The sequence below is a fragment of the Nocardioides sp. genome (assembly GCF_050699375.1).
Lineage (GTDB): Bacteria > Actinomycetota > Actinomycetes > Propionibacteriales > Nocardioidaceae > Nocardioides.
This window is the reverse complement of record NZ_JBOHDN010000272.1, coordinates 1-17,160: the sequence shown is the minus strand read 5'-3', so window position 1 is coordinate 17,160 and position 17,160 is coordinate 1. Positions and strand designations below refer to the sequence as shown.

Annotated in this window: 17 protein-coding genes; 7 read left to right on the top strand and 10 right to left on the bottom strand. The window is 70.2% G+C overall.

Going from position 1 to position 17,160, the window contains the following annotated elements:
* Window positions 1–5: 5 nt before the first annotated feature.
* Entirely contained in the window at window positions 6–1,400 is a 1,395-nt protein-coding gene (locus ACRDPS_RS19645) for a lytic transglycosylase domain-containing protein (protein WP_431503347.1), read from the bottom strand.
* A 191-nt stretch (window positions 1,401–1,591) separates the two neighbouring features.
* Between ACRDPS_RS19645 and ACRDPS_RS19640 the strand changes: the two genes are divergently transcribed.
* The 4 genes from ACRDPS_RS19640 (at window position 1,592) to ACRDPS_RS19625 (ending at window position 5,083) form a co-directional block, all read left to right on the top strand.
* Window positions 1,592–2,377 carry a hypothetical protein gene (locus ACRDPS_RS19640; protein ID WP_431503346.1) on the top strand — a complete coding sequence of 262 codons (786 nt, stop codon included), beginning with the start codon at window positions 1,592–1,594 and terminating at the stop codon, window positions 2,375–2,377.
* Window positions 2,374–3,126 carry an SDR family NAD(P)-dependent oxidoreductase gene (locus ACRDPS_RS19635; RefSeq protein ID WP_431503345.1) on the top strand — a complete coding sequence of 251 codons (753 nt, stop codon included), beginning with the start codon at window positions 2,374–2,376 and terminating at the stop codon, window positions 3,124–3,126. The genes ACRDPS_RS19640 and ACRDPS_RS19635 overlap by 4 nt, the downstream gene beginning before the upstream one ends.
* A 123-nt stretch (window positions 3,127–3,249) precedes the next feature.
* On the top strand, window positions 3,250–4,023 hold the full coding sequence (locus ACRDPS_RS19630; RefSeq protein ID WP_431503344.1) for a glycerophosphodiester phosphodiesterase family protein: 774 nt from the start codon (window positions 3,250–3,252) through the stop codon (window positions 4,021–4,023).
* Window positions 4,024–4,144: 121 nt separating this feature from the next.
* Window positions 4,145–5,083, top strand: a complete 939-nt coding sequence (locus ACRDPS_RS19625; protein ID WP_431503343.1) for a DUF5926 family protein — start codon at window positions 4,145–4,147, stop codon at window positions 5,081–5,083.
* 67 nt (window positions 5,084–5,150) lie between these two features.
* Here the strand turns inward: ACRDPS_RS19625 and ACRDPS_RS19620 are convergent, their stop codons facing one another.
* The 8 genes from ACRDPS_RS19620 to ACRDPS_RS19585 form a co-directional block, all read right to left on the bottom strand.
* Window positions 5,151–6,026 carry an AraC family transcriptional regulator gene (locus tag ACRDPS_RS19620; protein ID WP_431503342.1) on the bottom strand — a complete coding sequence of 292 codons (876 nt, stop codon included), beginning with the start codon at window positions 6,024–6,026 and terminating at the stop codon, window positions 5,151–5,153.
* 111 nt (window positions 6,027–6,137) lie between these two features.
* Complete coding sequence (locus ACRDPS_RS19615) at window positions 6,138–7,079, bottom strand: adenylate/guanylate cyclase domain-containing protein (RefSeq protein WP_431503341.1); 942 nt, start codon at window positions 7,077–7,079, stop codon at window positions 6,138–6,140.
* 140 nt (window positions 7,080–7,219) lie between these two features.
* On the bottom strand, window positions 7,220–7,591 hold the full coding sequence (locus ACRDPS_RS19610) for a cyclic nucleotide-binding domain-containing protein (protein ID WP_431503340.1): 372 nt from the start codon (window positions 7,589–7,591) through the stop codon (window positions 7,220–7,222).
* A 108-nt stretch (window positions 7,592–7,699) separates the two neighbouring features.
* Window positions 7,700–8,914 (bottom strand): arginine deiminase, encoded by a 1,215-nt coding sequence (locus ACRDPS_RS19605; protein ID WP_431503339.1) that lies wholly within the window; start codon window positions 8,912–8,914, stop codon window positions 7,700–7,702.
* A 51-nt stretch (window positions 8,915–8,965) separates the two neighbouring features.
* Window positions 8,966–9,577, bottom strand: a complete 612-nt coding sequence (locus tag ACRDPS_RS19600) for a TMEM165/GDT1 family protein (protein ID WP_431503338.1) — start codon at window positions 9,575–9,577, stop codon at window positions 8,966–8,968.
* Between the two features lie 76 nt (window positions 9,578–9,653).
* Window positions 9,654–10,889, bottom strand: a complete 1,236-nt coding sequence (gene larC / locus ACRDPS_RS19595; protein WP_431503337.1) for a nickel pincer cofactor biosynthesis protein LarC — start codon at window positions 10,887–10,889, stop codon at window positions 9,654–9,656.
* Window positions 10,886–11,584 (bottom strand): nickel pincer cofactor biosynthesis protein LarB, encoded by a 699-nt coding sequence (larB, locus tag ACRDPS_RS19590; RefSeq protein WP_431503336.1) that lies wholly within the window; start codon window positions 11,582–11,584, stop codon window positions 10,886–10,888. The genes larC and larB overlap by 4 nt, the downstream gene beginning before the upstream one ends.
* 39 nt (window positions 11,585–11,623) lie before the next feature.
* Window positions 11,624–12,475, bottom strand: coding sequence for a prephenate dehydratase (locus ACRDPS_RS19585; RefSeq protein ID WP_431503335.1), 852 nt, complete (start codon window positions 12,473–12,475; stop codon window positions 11,624–11,626).
* A 24-nt stretch (window positions 12,476–12,499) separates the two neighbouring features.
* On the opposite strand from ACRDPS_RS19585, the gene ACRDPS_RS19580 reads away from it, so the two are divergent.
* Window positions 12,500–12,910: a DUF4446 family protein gene (locus tag ACRDPS_RS19580; protein WP_431503334.1), complete on the top strand. Its 411-nt coding sequence runs from the start codon at window positions 12,500–12,502 to the stop codon at window positions 12,908–12,910.
* A 406-nt stretch (window positions 12,911–13,316) separates the two neighbouring features.
* Here the strand turns inward: ACRDPS_RS19580 and ACRDPS_RS19575 are convergent, their stop codons facing one another.
* Window positions 13,317–14,915, bottom strand: coding sequence for a YegS/Rv2252/BmrU family lipid kinase (locus ACRDPS_RS19575; RefSeq protein WP_431503333.1), 1,599 nt, complete (start codon window positions 14,913–14,915; stop codon window positions 13,317–13,319).
* A gap of 87 nt (window positions 14,916–15,002) precedes the next feature.
* On the opposite strand from ACRDPS_RS19575, the gene serS reads away from it, so the two are divergent.
* Window positions 15,003–16,274, top strand: coding sequence for a serine--tRNA ligase (serS, locus tag ACRDPS_RS19570; RefSeq protein ID WP_431503332.1), 1,272 nt, complete (start codon window positions 15,003–15,005; stop codon window positions 16,272–16,274).
* On the top strand, window positions 16,271–17,128 hold the full coding sequence (locus tag ACRDPS_RS19565) for an HAD family hydrolase (protein ID WP_431503331.1): 858 nt from the start codon (window positions 16,271–16,273) through the stop codon (window positions 17,126–17,128). Before serS ends, ACRDPS_RS19565 begins: the two co-directional genes overlap by 4 nt.
* Window positions 17,129–17,160 lie beyond the last annotated feature (32 nt).

Genomic DNA, 17,160 nt, shown 5'->3' with positions numbered 1-17,160 from the left:
CTGGATCACGGTGTGACGGTCGCGGATGCTGTGGCAGTTTCGCTGGGGGCCACGGACTCGGTGTCGTCGCTCGACGGCGTGGTGTCATCGACGATCGGCGCCGGGAGATCTATGAACGCTGGGTCCTCGGAGTCGTCGAGGCTCACGAGGAACTCCACGATCGCAAGGTCGGTGGGCAGCGTCGGCATGTCGACGAAGTTGGTCTTGCACGCGTCGAGCACCGCCGCGTAGACCTCAGGGCGCGTGGACTCCAGGTCGCCGTAGACGATGACGATCGCTGCGGCGTACCTCTCGTCGAGTGTGGGCTCAGGCTCAGGCTCGGGTTCTTCGGTTGCCGGCGGATCGGTCGGCGTCGGCGTTGGGGTCGGCGTCGGGGTGGGAGTTGCGGTCTCCCCGCCCGCGTCCCCGCTGCCGGCCTGCGAATCACCGGTCTCCGAGCCGTCGGCGGTCGTGCTGGGTTCGCTGGTGGGCTCGGCAGGGGCCGGGGCCTCGGGCGCGTCGGGAGCCGGCGCAGCCTTGATCGTCGTCTTCGGCTTCGGAGTGGCGCTGTTCGGCGTGGTCGGCAGGGCGGACGCGGTCGGCCTCATCGTCGAGGGAGCCCCGCCGTCGACGTCGGCGGAGCCGGGGAACTCGCCGTTGCGATACTTGTCGGCGATCTGCAGCACCGTCGAGACGTACGTCTGGCTCTGGTTGTAGCGGAAGACGGCGGAGCGGGCGCCGGCGTCGGTGCTGACGTCCTCGGTGCCGGCGCACAGGTAGGCGGCGCCGGCGACCGCGGCGTCGTCGATGTCCTGCGGGTCGCGGCGGTTGTCGCCGTCGCCGTCGGCTCCCGCGTAGGTCCAGGTGGAGGGGATGAACTGCATCGGGCCGACCGCGCGGTCGTAGACGGTGTCGTGGTCGTAGAGGCCGTTGTCGGTGTCGCGGATCTCGGCGCGACCGTGGGTGCCGTCGAGCTGGGTGCCGATGATCGCCGGGCTGGCGCTGCCGTTGGGGCCTAGCTCGCTGCCGCCGAACCGACCGTGGTTGCTCTCGACCATGCCGATCGCGGCGACGAGCGCCCAGTCGATGCGGCAGGTCGCGTCGGCGTCGTTGAGCACGGTGGACGAGCGCTGGTAGGCGGCCAGGGCGACGGGCGGGATCGAGAGCTCCTCGGCGTCGCCGGTCAGCCTCACGGCGTCGGTCGAGGTCAGGTTCTTCACGCCGCCCATCGCGTTGGAGATGCCGAGCGGATCCTGAAGCGCACCCGGGTCGGGCTGAGCAGGCTGCCGATGGCCGGTGTCGAGGCTTCCCTCACCGGGCGCGAGGATCGCGAAGGCAGCTGTCAGCGCGACGGCGGCAACCACCCGAGGTCCAATGCCTGCCATCGCCGTCAGCCAGATATGCCGGGATGCTTTGGTCACGCCGTTTCTCACCTCATCCACGCGTGGGGTACGTGTGTCCTCCGAGGGTACCCAGTTCGTCCAGCCCGCCGCCTGGCAATAGGAAATCCCGTGTCCATGGTGAAGAACATCAATTATTGGGCATCTTGCGTTGGGTTGGTGTTATCCATCGCGCCGCCAGGCCTCACCCTGCACCTGTCACGGTGGAGAACATGTCTGAGCAGGTGTCTTCTGAGCGGATCAGTCTTTGGACGGTGCCGGTGGTCGCTGCTGCCGGTTGGGCCATCGGTTTCCTTCCGCAGCTCGTCCGGCCCCAGCCGCTGCTGCTCGCCCCGATGGTCGCCGAGCTGGTCTCGTTCACGCTGCTCGCCGCCGCGCTCGGTGGGCTGGCGGCCGGGCTGCGGCCCGACCGTCGGACGCTCAGCGCCGCCCTCGCCGGCGCCGGGGTCCTGGTCGCCGCCGTCGTCGGTCTGTCGCTCGGCGCGGGTGCCGCCGCGGCCAACCCGACGATGCTCACCCATCTGGTCGCGGTCGCCGCGATCACCACCTTCGCCGGTCTCGGGGCGGGCCTCGCCGCGGGCCTCGGACCGTGCGTGCTGAGGGCGCCGATGCTGGCCGCCCCGGCCGTCTGCGTACCTCTCTGGCTCGACGGCATCCTCCCCGGCGAGCTGCCGTCGTCGGTGATCAACGCACTGCTGGCCGCTGCGCTGGTGACCGTGCTCGTGACGTCCGTACGCCGCGCCGTCGATCTGGTCGCCTGGCTGCCCGCCTGGATCCTGGGCTGGGCGATGCAGACGCTGCTTACGGTGCTGGTCGCCATCGGCGTACTCATCCAGGAGGGCCGCTCGGTGAACGCCGGTCTGCTCTCCTCGCACCTGGTCTACTTCCACGAGCGCTGGAACGAGCCCGCCGTGCACTATCCGGCCGGGTGGGCGCTCGCCGGAGTCCTGGCGCTGGCGCTGGTCGCGTGGCGGCTGCGTGACACCCTTCGGGTGTGACGAACCGATCCCTGGGCAGATCTCTGCGCACTCTCATCACCGGAGGCACCCGCGGCATCGGTGCCGCCATCGCTCATCGGCTCGCCGCCGACGGCCACTCTCTCGTCCTGGGCTATCTGTCCGACGCCGAGGCCGCCGAGTCGACCCGCGACTCCGTCCGCGCGCTCGGGGCCTCGTGCGAGGTCGTCCGCGCCGACATCACCACGGACACCGGGATCGCCGAGCTGTTCGAGGCCGCCGGCCCGATCACGGGCGTGGTCAACAACGCCGGCGCGACCTACCGCTACGCACCCCTGGTCGACACTCCGGCCGACGAGATCCGGAAGACGTACGCGGTCAACCTGGTCGGCCCCACCCTGGTCGCCCGCGCCGCGGTGGCGGCGCTCACCGAGAACACCCGGAGCGGCGGCGTGATCGTCAACATCTCCTCTGGCGCGGCGACGCTCGGCTCGCCGGGAGAGTACGTCCACTATGCCGCCGCGAAGGCCGGGATCGACGCACTCACCAAGGGGCTCGGCCTGGAGGTCGCCGGTCAGGGGATCCGGGTGGTCGCGGTCGCTCCCGGGCTCACCGAGACCGGCATGCACGCAGCGACCGGCGACCCCGGCCGGATCACGAGGATGGCGCCCCAGATCCCCCTCGGCCGTTCCTCCTCACCCGACGAGGTCGCGGAGGCGGTCGCCTGGCTGATGAGCGACAAGGCTTCGTACGTCACCGCGACGACCCTGCGGGTGGCCGGCGGGCGGTGAGACGCCTCATGGCGACGGTGCAAGATCCGTACGCCACTGGGTAAAGGTTTTCCGTGCGGCGCGATCCGAGCTCCCTGCTCGTGTCGCGCGCCACGGCCTTGATCGATGGCCCACAATCGCTCCATGAGGCCCCAGGTCGTCGCGCACCGCGGCGCCAGTCATGAGATCGCCGAGCACACCCTGGCCGCGTACGTCGCGGCCCTCGACGCGGGGGCGGACGCCTTGGAGTGCGACGTACGGCTAACGATGGACGGGCACCTCGTCTGCGTCCACGACCGGCACCTACGGCGGATCGGCGCTCGCGGGCTGGTCTCGGAGATGACGCTCGCCGAGCTGCAGGCGATCGACTTCGCGGCGTGGAAGCACGGCTCCGGTTCCGGGGCGACGGTGGACCCTGACCCGGACATGCGCGGCGTGCTGACGCTGCATCGGCTGCTGCGGACCGTGCGGGACTACGACCGGCACGTCGAGATGGCCATCGAGACCAAGCACCCGACGCGGTACGGCGGGCTGACCGAGGGCCGGCTGGCCGACGTGCTCAATGACTTCGGCTGGGCGGGGCCGAACAGCCCGGTGCGAGTGATGAGCTTCTCGTTCACGGCGCTGCAGCGGGTGGAGCGGCTCGCGCCGGGCGTACCCCTCGTGCAGCTCATCGACCGCGCCGCCAACTGGTCGCTCGTGCGGCACGTGATCGGCGAGGACTGGTGGATCGGTGCCGGCATCGACATGCTCGGCGCCCACCCGAAGCTCGCGCGTCGGTTGGCGAGCAGGGGCCGGAACCTCCACGTCTACACCGTGAACACCGAGGACCAGCTCAAGCTCTGCCTCGACCTGGGGGTCAAGGCAGTGATCACCGACCGGCCGCGGTTCATGCTGGAGCTGCTCGGCCGCCGCTGAACATTGGCCGCTGAACATGTAACACGCTGTTCGTAGGACTATCCGGTCGTTTGGATAGGGCGAGTAGTCCTACGAACGACGTGTTACATGTCGGAAGGGCCGGTCAGGTTAGGGTTTGGCCGTGGCCAAGAAGTCCCGAGTAAAGAACCGTCAGGCGGCTGCGGCCCCGGCGGACGGTCCCAACCCTCGCGCGGCGTGCCCGTGCGGGTCCGGAAAGCGTTACAAGGCGTGCCATGGTGCCGCCGGAGGTGCGTTCGTGGGGCGCCCGTTCGAGGGCCTGCCCGGCGAGTGCGACCTGGTCGCGCTGCGCGAGCTGGTGCCGTCGGCGACGGCGTCGCTGTCGATCAAGGGGTACGAGTCGGTGCCGGTCACCCTGGGCACGCTCCTGCCTGGCGCGGCGCCGGCGATGTCGCGCGACTCGGGCGAGGTCTGGGTCGGGCTGCAGGTGCAGCACAACTACGGTGACGTCTCGCGTGACGTGGCCGCGACGCTGGTCCAGGCTCTGGAGCAGCGCGCCGCGGGCGAGTCCGGGATCTTCGGCCTCACCTCGGCGCCGGGCGACGGTCCGCGCCTTCAGGACCTGGTGCTCAACGCCGACCTGGACATCACCGTGCACGAGGGCTTCGACTGGTGGCTCGCCGACGTCGAGGACAAGGGCGACTTCGAGCACGCGCTCGAGCACGCCAACGAGTCCGTGCTGCCGACCCAGCGGCTGACCTCGGTCGATGCTGCGTACTGGACCTCGGTGGGCTCCAAGGAGCACCTGCGCTGGGTTATGCCCGAGCCCGAGGACGCCCTGCTCACCGCACTGGCCCGCCTGCACGTCTCTGGTGGCGACGTGATCGTGCCGGATGCCCGTTTCGTCGGGATGTTCCGTGCCCACGGGCTGCTCGCACCCGTCTGGGACCTGCCGGTCGGCACCGGCGCCGAGGCGCTCGAGGAGCCCGCCGTCGCCTTCAGATCGGCGCTCGACGAGGCCCTCGCGGACACCTCCGAGATCATTCCCGAGGTGCGCTCGGCTCGCGCCGGCCTCGCCAACCGTCAGGTCACCATCCGCTGAGACCCGGTGGTCGAGCCTGTCGAGACCTCCCCGGTGACGGTCCCGACAAGCTCGGCCAGCGGCAGTTCTACGCCTTCTCCACCGGCATCCAGAGCTCGCAGGACGCATGTGTCTCGGTGAGCTCGAGATAGCGCAGGACGGACGGTCCGGGCCGGAGCCGCCACGGGTTCGAGGGGAACCAGTCGGTGGCGGTCGCCGCCCAGAGCCGCTGCAGCGTCTCGGGGTGCGGGCCGCTGGAGGCGAAGACCGCCCAGGCGCCCGCAGGCACCGTGATGGCGTCGAGGTCACCGGGGACCGCGGTCGACGGCGTGACCGCGACCCCGTGCAGGTAGGTGAGCATCGACCCCTCCACGGCGTCGGGCTCCTGGTCGGCGCTCACGGCGAGGATGCCCCGCGGCTCGGCGTCGTTGAGCGCCTTGAGCCGCTGGTGCTCCTCGGGCGCGATCGAGGCGATGTGCGCCTGGATGTGCGGGTTGACGCCCTCGTGGATCAGCGGGACCTTCGCGGCGTGGCCGACCAGCCGCAGCTCGAGCATGTCGGTGATGGTGACGTCCATCGGGGTGCTCCCTTCGACGCTCAGGCGGAACCTGAGCGTGGGTTGTGTGCGTAGCGGACCACCAGATCGGCGTACGTCGGCCGGAGCCGAACCGTGCACGGCACGGAACGCGCGCCCGAACGCCTCGGTCGAGCCATAGCCGTAGCGCACCGCGACCTCCAGAAGGTCAGGGGCACCCGCCACCAGGTCGGCCGCGGCCAGCGTCATCCGGCGGCGGCGTACGTACTCCGAGAGCGGCATCCCGGCCAGGGCCGAGAACATCCGGCGCAGGTGATACTCCGTGGTGCCCTGCTCGCGGGCGACCCGAGCCACGTCCACCTCGCCGGACGGCCCGTCGACCAGTTCGGTCTCGACCAGGTCGACCAGGGTGTTGAGCGTGCCGATCATGTGGTCCTCCTTTCGACGACAAGCCTCGCCCGGACGCGACGTCCGTCGCCCGACCATCCTGGTCAGGTTCGATCGGGTCCGATCGAGGTCCGAGGTCCGCCCCGCAACGGCTCAGTCGTCGCGCGCCGCTCGAAGGCGGAACGCCTGCAGGCGCGAGTAGCCCTTCACGCTCGTCCGGCGCATCTTCTCCACCTGGAAGCCGTCGACCTCCTCGAGCGCGGCCGCGGAGCTCTGGTCGATGACCACCGAGGAGGGCCGGGCGAGGGTGGTGAGGCGGGCGGCGATGTTGACCGTCGGGCCGAAGACATCGCCCAGCCTGAGCACCACGTCGCCGTACGATATCCCGGCTCTGACGTGCGGAAACTGGCTCTCCTTGTCGTCCCCGAGAGCGGCCAGCTCGAGCGCCGTCCGGGCGGCGGACTCGACGTTCTCGAAGGTGAAGAACACTCCGTCGCCGAGATACTTGATCACTCGTCCGCCGTGCTCGACGACGACGTTGGAGCAGGTGTCCTCGAACTCCTCGACCCAGTCGACCAGCTCCTTGTCGCTGATCCGCTTGGAGCGAGCGGTGTAGCCGACGATGTCCACGAAGCCGACCGCCAGCGCCACCGCGCTCGCGTCCGCGACGGTGAGCATCCGCCGCGCCGCGCTGACCAGATGACGGCGCCAGACGTAGTCCTGCAGCGCCTCGACCAGCGGCAGCACCTGACCGCTCAGGGCGACCAGGTCCTCGACCTCGTCGCCACCGCGTTCCCGAGCGACCTCTGCCAGCAGCGAGGTCTGCCACTCGGCCAGCCGGGCGTAGGACCGCCCCCACGTCCGCACGAGTGCGGCTCGCCGGTCCTCGCTGAGCACCCCGAGGCGTACGAGCTCGTCGGTCATCCGCAGTGCCTCGACGTCGGCCTCCGTGAAGGCGACCTCGTCCTGGCCCGCGTGCGGGAAGCCGAGCTGGTGCCAGAGGTCCTCGGCGAACTCGGCGGGTACGCCGGCGGCGGCCGCGACGTCGACGCGGGTCAGACTCGGCGTCTGTCCGAGGACGAGGGCCTCGACCACGGAGAGCGCCTCGGCCAGCTCGATGTCGGCCTCGCGGCTGCGGGTCTGGTCCGGGCCGGCCCCGGATCGGTCGTCCGCCTGGTCATCGACGCGAGGCTCTGAGTGCCCTCCTGAGCCCGGCGAGGAGCTTGTCGAATGGGTCAGGAGTCGAACCTCTCCTTGGCGACCTTCTCCAGCGCCTTCGCGAACGACGGCATCTCGACCGAGAGCTGCTGCAGCTTTTCGGCGCTGAGGTGGATCAGGTCGAGCGGGGTGAGGGCGACGATGGAGGCCGTACGCAGCGACCCGCGCAGGATCGCCGCCTCGCCGATGATGTCACCGGGACCGCACTTGGCGATCTCCTCCTTGTCCCGGCGGACCGAGACGGTGCCGTCGAGGATGATGTAGGCCTTGTCCGGCGGGGTGTCCTCCCAGATCGGCGACCAGCCCTCCGGCAGGTGCACGCGGGTGCCGGTGGCGCTGATCTGCGCGATCTCCTTGGGGGAGAACATGGAGAAGAACGACTCAGTCACGAGGGTTTCCTTCGGTCGGCTGTGGGGTGGCTGCCGTTATGTGACGGCGGTTACAGAGATCAACGATGCTGGTCGGCAGGGGTTACCCGCGGGTTACCCCCGAGCGGGCTACCCCTGAGCGGGTGGGCCGAGCGGGTCGCGGGTGATCGGGCAGCTCATGCACCGCGGACCACCTCGACCGGAGCCCAGCTCGGTCCCGGCGATCGCGATGACCTCGATCCCGGCGGCCTCCAGGGCGGAGTTGGTCTGGGTGTTGCGCTCGTAGCCGACGACCACCCCCGGCGACAGCGCCAGGGTGTTGTTGCCGTCGTCCCACTGCTCGCGCTCGGCGGCCACGGGGTCGAGCCCGGTGTCGACGTGGTGCAGCTTGTCGATGCCCATCGCCTCGGCGGCGACCTCGAGGAACGGGCGCGGGCTGGCGATCTCCAGCCGGTCCCCCTCGCCCGAGGCGGTGACGGCGTACGCCACCAGCGAGTCGACCGCGTTCGGGTAGATGACCATCTTGTCGGTGCTCACCAGCGTGGCGATGGTGTCCAGGTGCATCGTCGCGCGCTCCTGCGCGATCGGCACCGCGAGCACGGTGTGGGCGAGACCCTCGGCGAAGACCTGTCGCGCGAGCCGCTCTGCCCCTGCCGGAGTCGTACGCTCGCCGACCCCGACGGCGACGACACCGGGAGCGAGGAGGAGTACGTCCCCGCCCTCGACATGCTCCAGGTGGGAGCCATGCAGCCGGGGGCTGCCCCGGAACCGCGGGTGGAACTCGTAGATGAGCTCGGTGAGCGCGGTCTCGCGCTTACGGGCCGGCATCGCGAGGCTGGTGACGGTCGCCCGGTCCTTGATCCACACCGACGAGTCGCGGGTGAAGAGCAGGTTGGGGAGCGGGTCGATCAGGAAGTCGTCGTGGGCGAGGAGGCTGGTGACCAGACCGTGGCCGCCACGCACCTCGTCGTTGCGTACGCCTGCGGTGAGGTGGTCGGTCAGCTCGGCGGGTCCGGCGTCGGCGAGGGCGCCGCTCAGGTAGGCGCGCAGGGTGTCGCCGAGGGTCAGCGTCTCCAGCACGTTGCCGAGCGCCCGCTCCCTGGCCTCGGGCACCTCGAGGGTCTCGGTGAGCAGGTCGGTCAGGTAGAGCACCTCGACGTCGCGATCCCGCAGCGCGGCCGCGAAGGCGTCGTGCTCGTCCTGCGCCCGCCTCACCCACGGGATGCCGTCGAAGAGCAGCTTGTCGTTGTTGCGCGGCGTCAGGCGGGTCAGCTCGCGACCGGGTCGATGAAGCATCACCGTACGCAGTCGGCCGACCTCGCTGTCAGCCCCCAGTTTCACCATGGCGCAGAGCCTAGGCGAAGACTCCTCCCATCAGGCAAAGACCTCGACTCGTCAGGCAAAGACCTCGACGAACGTCAGGATCCCGAGCACCAGGCAGACCGCGGCGCCGATGTAGTGGAGGACCTCGAGCTTCACGAACCGCAGCAGCGTACGGCCCAGGAGCACGGCGAGGCCGGAGACGACGAGGAGCGCACCGAGCGCGCCGGCGAAGACGGCGTACGGCTCGTGGTAGCGCGCGACCAGCGACATCGTCAGCAGCTGCGAGAGGTCGCCCCACTCGGCAGCGAAGAGCACCATGAACGAGGCAGCGACCTGGCGTAGGCCGTGGACCTCTTTGGTCTTCCCCGCACCATACTCATTCTGTACGGCCTCCTCGGTCTCCCCGGCGCTCGCGTGCGCCCGCGCCTCGCGCAGGAGCAGCACCGCACCGCCGAGGAAGAGGATCCCGGCGATCACCTGGATCAGGGTCTGGGGCAGCAGGGTCGCGACCCCGCCGATCGCGACGGCCAGGCCGGTCTGGATCGCGAAGGCGGCACCGACGCCGAGCCAGACGTAGAGCCCGCGGTATTTCGTGGAGAGCACCAGCGTGGCCAGGAAGGTCTTGTCGGGCAGCTCGACCACGAAGATCGCGGCGAAGGCGAGCGCGATGACGGCGATGTCCAACTCAGGTTCCGTTCCAGCTCATTTTACGTACGCCACATCATCGCACCCCGCGAAAGGCCGGTCCCTCGCCGCCCGATCAGCGGAGGGCGAGTGCCGCGGCCCTGGCCTCGGCCAGGACGTCGATCGCCGGCCGCCCGAGCACCGCCGCGGCGCGGGCCACGTCGTCCCACTCCGGCTGCAGGTTGACGACCTCCCCCTCGAGGGCCGCCGCCTTCACCGCGATCGGGTGCCCGGCGACGGTCACGGTCAGCATCTCGCGGGGCAGCGCGCGCTTGACGGTCTCGTGCTCGCGTACGCCGATCGTCGAGGTCTCCCGGAAGAACGCCCGCCGGACCGCGTCGGTGGCGGTGGCCGGCGTGAGGGCGTGCAGCGTGTGGGCGGGCCGGCCCTTCTTCATGATGATCGGCGTGACCCAGGCGTCGTTCGCGCCGGCGGCCAGGAGCGCGTCGATCGCCCCGGGGATGAGCCTCGGGTCGAGGTCGTCGACGTTGGCCTCGATGACGACCTCCGCAGAATCCCGCCATGGCGGGAAATTGCCCGCCCCCGCCGCCGGAGCTGGCCGCATTTCCCCGCCATGGCGGGATTCTGCGGCCTCGCCGATGGTGAGGCGCAGCGCGTTCGACCAGCCTTCCGGGTCGCGGCCGCCGGCTCCGACGCCGACGGCACCCGTCACCATCAGCGGCTGGTCGCCCCACGCGGTCGCCAGCGCGGTGAGCAGCGCGGCGCCCGTCGGGGTGCACATCTCCATCTCCGGGTGTCCGGGCGGCCCGGAAAAGGACGGTACGCCGCCGAGCAGCCGTGCCACCGCGGGCGGCGGCACCGGGAGGGTGCCGTGAGCGGCCCGGATCGAGCCGGACCCGACGGCGACCGGGGAGACGACGACCTCGGTGAGACCCAGGTGCGTGAACCCGGCACAGACCCCGACCACGTCCGCGATCGCGTCCAGCGCTCCGACCTCGTGGAAGTGGACCTCGTCGGGTGGGACCCCGTGGACGGCGCCCTCGGCGACGGCCAGCCGCTCGAACACCGCCAGCGCCAGGTCACGGACCGCGGAGTCGAGCGAAGCGGAGATCAGCAGCCCGCGAACGTCCGTCCAGGTCCGGTGATGGACCGAGTCGGCGACCTCGACGTGGCAGCGGCTCGCGGCGAGACCGCCCCGGGTGACGCGCTCGGCCTCGAGGGCGACCGGCTCCGGCGCGACCGCGTCCACGGCCGCGGAGATCACCTCGATCGGCACCCCGGCGTCGATGAGCGCGCCGAGCAGCATGTCGCCCGACGCGCCGTGGGACCCGTCGACCCAGGCGATGGTCATCGCGGACCCGAACCGGCGGACCGGTTGCTCTGCCGCGCGATCCGCCCGGCGGCGACCCCGGCGCCGTAGCCGTTGTCGATGTTGACCACCGTCACCCCGGGCGCACACGAGTTGAGCATCGCCAGCAGCGCGGCCAGACCGCCGAAGGACGCCCCGTAGCCGACCGACGTCGGCACCGCGATCAGCGGCACCCCGACCAGGCCACCGACCACGGACGGCAACGCGCCCTCCATCCCGGCGACGACGACGAGGCAGTCCGCGGCGTCGAGCCGGTCGCGTACGGCAAGGAGGCGGTGGATCCCGGCGACCCCCACATCGGTGATCGTCTCGACGTCGGCCCCGTGCACGCGGCAGGCCAGCGCCGCCTCGGCCGCGACCTGACCGTCGGTGGTCCCGGCGGCCACCACGCACACCCGGCCCTGCGGCGTCGGGAACTGCCCGAGGGTGACCGCACGCGCGTCCACGTGATGGGCCGCCTCCGGCAGGCCGACGGCGACTGCGGCGGCGGCCTCGTCGGAGACCCGGGTGGCCAGGACCGCACGCTCCGGGTGCGCACGGTGCAGCCGGGAGAGGATCGCGACGACCTGGTCGGGGGTCTTGCCGGCGGCGTACACGACTTCCGGGTCGCCGGTACGGCGTTCCCGGTCGAGGTCGACGCGGGCGAACCCGAGGTCGGCGGTGGGCTCCTCTGACATGGTCATGAAACTACCTGGGCCCGACGACTGCGTGCTGGTTCAGAGCCGGGCCGGGTCGGCGGGATAGACCCCGAGCAGCTTCACGTCGGTGGTGAAGAAGGCCAGCTCCTCCAGGGCCCGCTTGAGGCCCGGCTGGTCGGGGTGACCGTCGACCTCGGCGAGGAACTGGGTCGCGATGAACTCCCCGTCGACCATGTAGGACTCCAGCTTGGTCATGTTGACCCCGTTGGTCGCGAAGCCGCCGAGCGCTTTGTAGAGGGCGGAGGGGAGGTTGCGTACGTTGAAGATGAACGAGGTCACCACGTTGCCCGCGTCCACGGGTGCCTGGATGAAGTCCGGCGAGAGCACCACGAAGCGGGTGGTGTTGTGGTCGGCGTCCTCGATGTCGGTGGCGAGGACGTCGAGCCCGTAGATCGATGCGGCCAGCGGCGGCGAGATCGCGGCCTGGGTCAGGTCACCCGCCTCGAGGATCTCGCGGGCCGCGCCGGCCGTGTCGCCGGAGACGATCGGGGTGAAGCCGTGCTCGCGGATGATGTTGCGGCACTGGCCCAGTGCGTGCACGTGCGAATGGACCGTGCGGATGTCGTCGAGGTGAGCTCCGGGCAGACCGAGCAGGTGGAACCGGATCCGCAGGAAGTGCTCGGCGATGATGTGCAGGTTGGAGTCGGGCAGGAAGTGGTGGATATCGGCCACCCGGCCGGCCAGCGAGTTGTCGATCGGGATCATCGCCAGCGACGCGCTCTGCTCACCACTGGCGGCGTCGACGGCGGCGAACACGTCCTCGAACGAAGCGCACGGCACCGACTCCAGCGCGGGGTAGTGCCGCTGGCACACCATGTGTGAGTTGGACCCTGGTTCGCCCTGATAGGCGATGCGACGTGGCTCTGACACACGGACAGTCTAGATTCGCCCGTTGTGGTCGCTCTCGCAATTCTCAGTCTGCTGACATCAATCACCGCTCTGGTGCTCGCCGGTGCCGCGTGGCAGAAGACGAAGGACGTACGCCGCTCCGGCTCGGGCTCGGCGGACCCGTTGCCCACCGATGTCACCGGTCTCCGTGCCGAGGTCGCGGCCCTGCGTACCGAAGCGGCGATGAACATGCGACACCTGGCGGTGGTGCGATTCGACGCCTTCGGAGACGCCGGCGGCCACCTGAGCTGGTGCCTGGCGCTGCTCGACGACAGCGGCGACGGCGTGGTGCTCACCTCGATCCACGGTCGCACCGAGGCCCGGTCCTACGCCAAGAGCATCAGCGCCTGGGAATCCTCCCAGCAGCTCTCGCCCGAGGAGACCGAAGCCGTCCAGCAGGCCAAACCCGGGCGCTGACACCGGGAAGATCTGGCCGAGTCGACAGGCCGACACGCTCGGGCGTGGCGGGGGAACCGTTCCCGAGCGTGCCGGTTGATACCCGGGCTGCGGGTGGGACGGCCCGGGAGTCGATCACTGGTCGCGGGGGATATCCGACCAGTGTGGGTCCTGCTACGCCGCCGACCGGCTTCAGGCTGAAACCGGGACGATGGCGACGACGCAGCTTTCGCTGCGTCGTGAGTCACACCATATGAACATTTACTCGCGAAGAGGGCATCGACATCCCGGGAGCATCGGGTGTCAAGGTCATTTTCGCTCGGTCTGACGCCGACATCACGGAGAATCAGGGACCTTGGTCCCTGATTCTCGGGACCTTGGCCATCCGGGCGGGTCGCCAGATTCGGGACCCGATCGGGACCAGCGTTCAGCGTGGCACGCGGACCAGAAGACGCCCGGGAAGGCACTTCATCCGCAGCTCCCGGCCCTCGGAGATGGTGTCGCCGTCGAGCTGGCGCGGCTGGTCGTGGTTGGTCCGGATCACGACGCTGGCACCGGTCATCCGGTTGATCAGATTGTCGGTGCGCGGCCGCTTGCTCAGCACCCGGAACGCGAGCGGGAGCCAGGACCAGAACCGCTGCGGGTAGAGCAGCACCACGTCGACGAGGCCGTCGTCGAGCGCGGCCGCCGGCAGCAGGGGCATGTTCGCCTGGAGGTAGCCGACGTTGCCGACCACGACCGTGCGCGCCCGGTGCCTGGTGAACTCGCCGTCGTCGACGGAGATCTCCAGGCGCATCGCCGGGAACATCAGGCTCTTGAAGGCGGAGAGGACGTACGCCATCCAGCCGATCCGCTTCTTGATGTCCTCGTTGACGCCGCTCATGATCGCGGCGTCGAAGCCCATCCCGGCCATGACCAGGAAGTTGGTGTCCTCGAGGTTGTCGCCCGAGACCTCGACCAGGTCGATGGCCTGGTCCTGCCCGGTGAGCGCGACGTCGATCGCGGCACGGATGTAGAGCGGGATCGACAGGTTGCGGGCCAGCAGGTTGCCGGTGCCGCCGGGGACGATGCCCACCGCGATGCCGGTGCCGGCCAGGGCCGAGCAGACCTCGCGTACGGTGCCGTCGCCGCCGCACACCAGCACCAGGTCGGCGCCCTCCTCCTGGGCCGCGCGCGCCATCCCTGTGCCGGGGTCGTCGACCGTGGTCAGATGCCAGGTCGGAGGCTTCCAGCCGGACTCCTTGGCCATCGCGTCGACCATGGTCTTGAACTGCTCGACCGACTCGACCTTGATCGGGTTGAGCACGACCGCGATCCTGCGGTCGCCGCGCACCGAGTCGACCAGCGGCCGCCGGCCGATCGCGTGCGAGGCCGGGAGCGGTGTGTAGAGCGCCAGGCCGAGGAAGATGAACCCCGCGGCGAAGGCGATCCCGCCGAGCACGTCGGAGGGGTAGTGCCTGCCGAGGAAGACCCGGTCGGCCGCGACGAGCACGACCAGGAGCGTGAGACCCGTGCAGGCGAGCCGGCGGATGCCGCGGCGGCGTACGAACATCATCACGACCACTGCGATCGCCCCGGCGAGCACGGCGATCCCGGTCGCATGGCCGGAGGGGTAGGACGGTGTCTCGTGCAACCACTCCATCAGCTGCCACGACGGCCGCTCGCGATCGATGAGCTCGACCAGCCCGCGGCGTACGACGATGGTGACCACTACGACCACGAGCACGTAGACCGCGGCGCGCAGGTAGGTGCGGAACAGGCCGGCGGCGACCAGGAGCGCGACCCCGACGACGGCGTACCAGTCCGTGCCCACCTCGACCACGCGCCAGAAACCCCGGAGCCAGCCGTGCTCGGCGCTCATCGCCGCGGCGTCGCGGCCGAGGGTGTCAATCGTCGAGACCGGTGGCCACGAGTTGGTCGCCGCGATCCCGATCAGGGCGCACAGAGCGAACAGCGAGGCCGCCCAGAGCAGCAGGGCGCGGCGGGAGAGGTCAAGCACGATGAGCCAGTATGCGCGAAACGTCATCGCAGCAGAGAATGAGCGACCCGTGCCCGCGGGCGACACCGATTTACTGAAGTGAGATCTGCTGGCTCGGTCGACTAGCCTTGCCGCATGATCGACCCGCGCATCCTCCGCGAAGACCCCGACCGTGTACGTGCCTCGCAAGAGCGCCGCGGCGCGTCCTCCGACGTGGTGGATCGGGCGCTGTCCGCGGACAGCGCCCGGCGCGCGGCGATCGCCGATTTCGAGGCCAAGCGTGCCCAGCAGAAGCAGATGGGCAAGAAGGTCGCCCAGGCCAAGGGCGAGGAGAAGCAGCAGCTGCTGGCCGAGGTGAAGGAGCTCGCGGCGGCCGTCAAGGAGGCCGAGGTGGCGCAGGGCGCTGCCGAGGAGGAGTGGGGCAAGGCGCTGCGGGCGATTCCCAACCTCGCCGACGACGCTCCTGCCGGTGGCGAGGACGACTTCGTGCTCATCGAGACGATCGGCAAACCGCGTGATTTCGCAGCCGAGGGCTTCGAGCCGCGTGACCACGTCGAGCTGGGCAAGATGCTCGGCGCGATCGACCTCGAGCGTGGCGCCAAGGTCTCGGGCAGCCGCTTCTACTTCCTGACCGGGGTCGGCGCCGAGCTGGAGTTCGCGCTGATCAACCTGGCGATGGAGCAGGCCCGTGAGGCCGGCTTCACTCAGGTGATCGCGCCCGCCCTGGTCCGCCCCGAGGCGATGGCGGGCACCGGCTTCCTCGACCAGGTCGACGACGGTGTCTACAAGATCGAGGACGACGACCTCTACCTCGTCGGCACCTCCGAGGTGCCGATGGCGGCCTACCACTCCGACGAGATCCTCGACCCGGAGACGCTGCCGCTGCGCTATGCGGCGTACTCCTCCTGCTTCCGCAAGGAGGCCGGCTCGGCCGGCAAGGACACCAAGGGCATCATCCGCGTGCACCAGTTCGAGAAGGTGGAGATGTTCGTCTACACCACCCTCGAGGAGTCGTACGCGGAGCACCAGCGTCTCCTCGAGTGGGAGAAGTCGTTCCTGGACAAGCTCGAGCTGGCCTACCAGGTCATCGACGTGGCTGCGGGCGACCTCGGTCCTTCGGCGCTGAGGAAGTTCGACTGCGAGGCGTGGATCCCGACCCAGGGGAAGTATCGCGAGCTCACCTCGGCCTCCAACTGCACCACCTTCCAGGCCCGTCGCCTGGACATCCGGTCGCGGACGGCGAACGGCACCACCCCGGTCGCCACCCTCAACGGCACGCTGACCGCGATCACCCGCGCCATCGTCGCCGTCCTGGAGACCCACCAGCAGCCGGACGGCTCGGTGCGGGTGCCGAAGGCGCTGCAGAAGTGGCTCGGACGCGAGGTCCTGGAGCCGGTCCAGAAGTGAGCACGACGGAGAACAGCGCCGCCCTTCCGGGCGAGTCCGCCTGGCAGCCCAAGCTCGTCGCGCTCGACATCGACGGCACCCTGCTGCGCTGGATCGAAGGCACGGGCACGACCTCCGAGGCGCTCTCGGACAAGGTGCGTGACGCGGTCCGCCGGGCGTACGACTCGGGAGCCCATGTGGTCCTCTCCTCGGGCCGCTCGCTGCACACGATGACCGACATCGCCGACCTCGTCGGCATCCCTGTTGCGGGTGCGGAGCGGCTGTGGATCGTCGCCGCGAACGGCGCGGTGGTCTCGCGCTACCCACCTGCCGAGGTCGTCCACGAGGAGACCTTCGACGCGCGGACGGCCGTCGAGGCGATCCTCGAGCGTCGGCCGAACGTGCTGGTCGCGGTGGAGAACCGCGGTGTCGGATATCGGATGAACCGCCCGTTCCCGGAGGGTGAGCTGGGTGGCGACAGGACCATCTCCCCGGTCGAGGAGATGGTCGCCGAGCGGGTCTCCCGGGTGATCATCCGCGACCCCGACGCGACCCCGGAGGACTTCCTCGCTCTCGGCCGGGAGCTGGGCCTGCACGGCATCGACTACGTGGTCGGCTACACCGCCTGGCTCGACCTGACCCCGGTCGGCGTCTCCAAGGCGTCTGGTCTCTCCTACGTCTGCGACGAGCTCGACCTCGAACCTGCGGACGTGCTCGCCATCGGGGACGGCCGCAACGACGTCGAGATGCTCGAGTGGGCCGGCCGTGGCGTCGCCATGGGCAACGCCCCCGACGAGGTCCAGGCCGTGGCCGACGCGGTCACCACGCACGTCGCCGACGACGGCGCGGCGCTGGAGCTCTCCCGCTGGTTCTGAGCGGGGCAGAATCCCGCCATGGCGGGATTCTG

Excerpts from the sequence above, each read along its gene's own strand:
- ACRDPS_RS19640 (WP_431503346.1), top strand. The coding sequence starts at position 1,592 with ATGTCTGAGCAGGTGTCTTCTGAGCGGATCAGTCTTTGGACGGTGCCG.
- ACRDPS_RS19630 (WP_431503344.1), top strand. The coding sequence starts at position 3,250 with ATGAGGCCCCAGGTCGTCGCGCACCGCGGCGCCAGTCATGAGATCGCC.
- ACRDPS_RS19620 (WP_431503342.1), bottom strand. The coding sequence starts at position 6,026 with ATGATCGGCACGCTCAACACCCTGGTCGACCTGGTCGAGACCGAACTG.
- ACRDPS_RS19605 (WP_431503339.1), bottom strand. The coding sequence starts at position 8,914 with ATGGTGAAACTGGGGGCTGACAGCGAGGTCGGCCGACTGCGTACGGTG.
- larC (WP_431503337.1), bottom strand. The coding sequence starts at position 10,889 with ATGACCATCGCCTGGGTCGACGGGTCCCACGGCGCGTCGGGCGACATG.
- larB (WP_431503336.1), bottom strand. The coding sequence starts at position 11,584 with ATGTCAGAGGAGCCCACCGCCGACCTCGGGTTCGCCCGCGTCGACCTC.
- ACRDPS_RS19575 (WP_431503333.1), bottom strand. The coding sequence starts at position 14,915 with ATGACGTTTCGCGCATACTGGCTCATCGTGCTTGACCTCTCCCGCCGC.
- serS (WP_431503332.1), top strand. The coding sequence starts at position 15,003 with ATGATCGACCCGCGCATCCTCCGCGAAGACCCCGACCGTGTACGTGCC.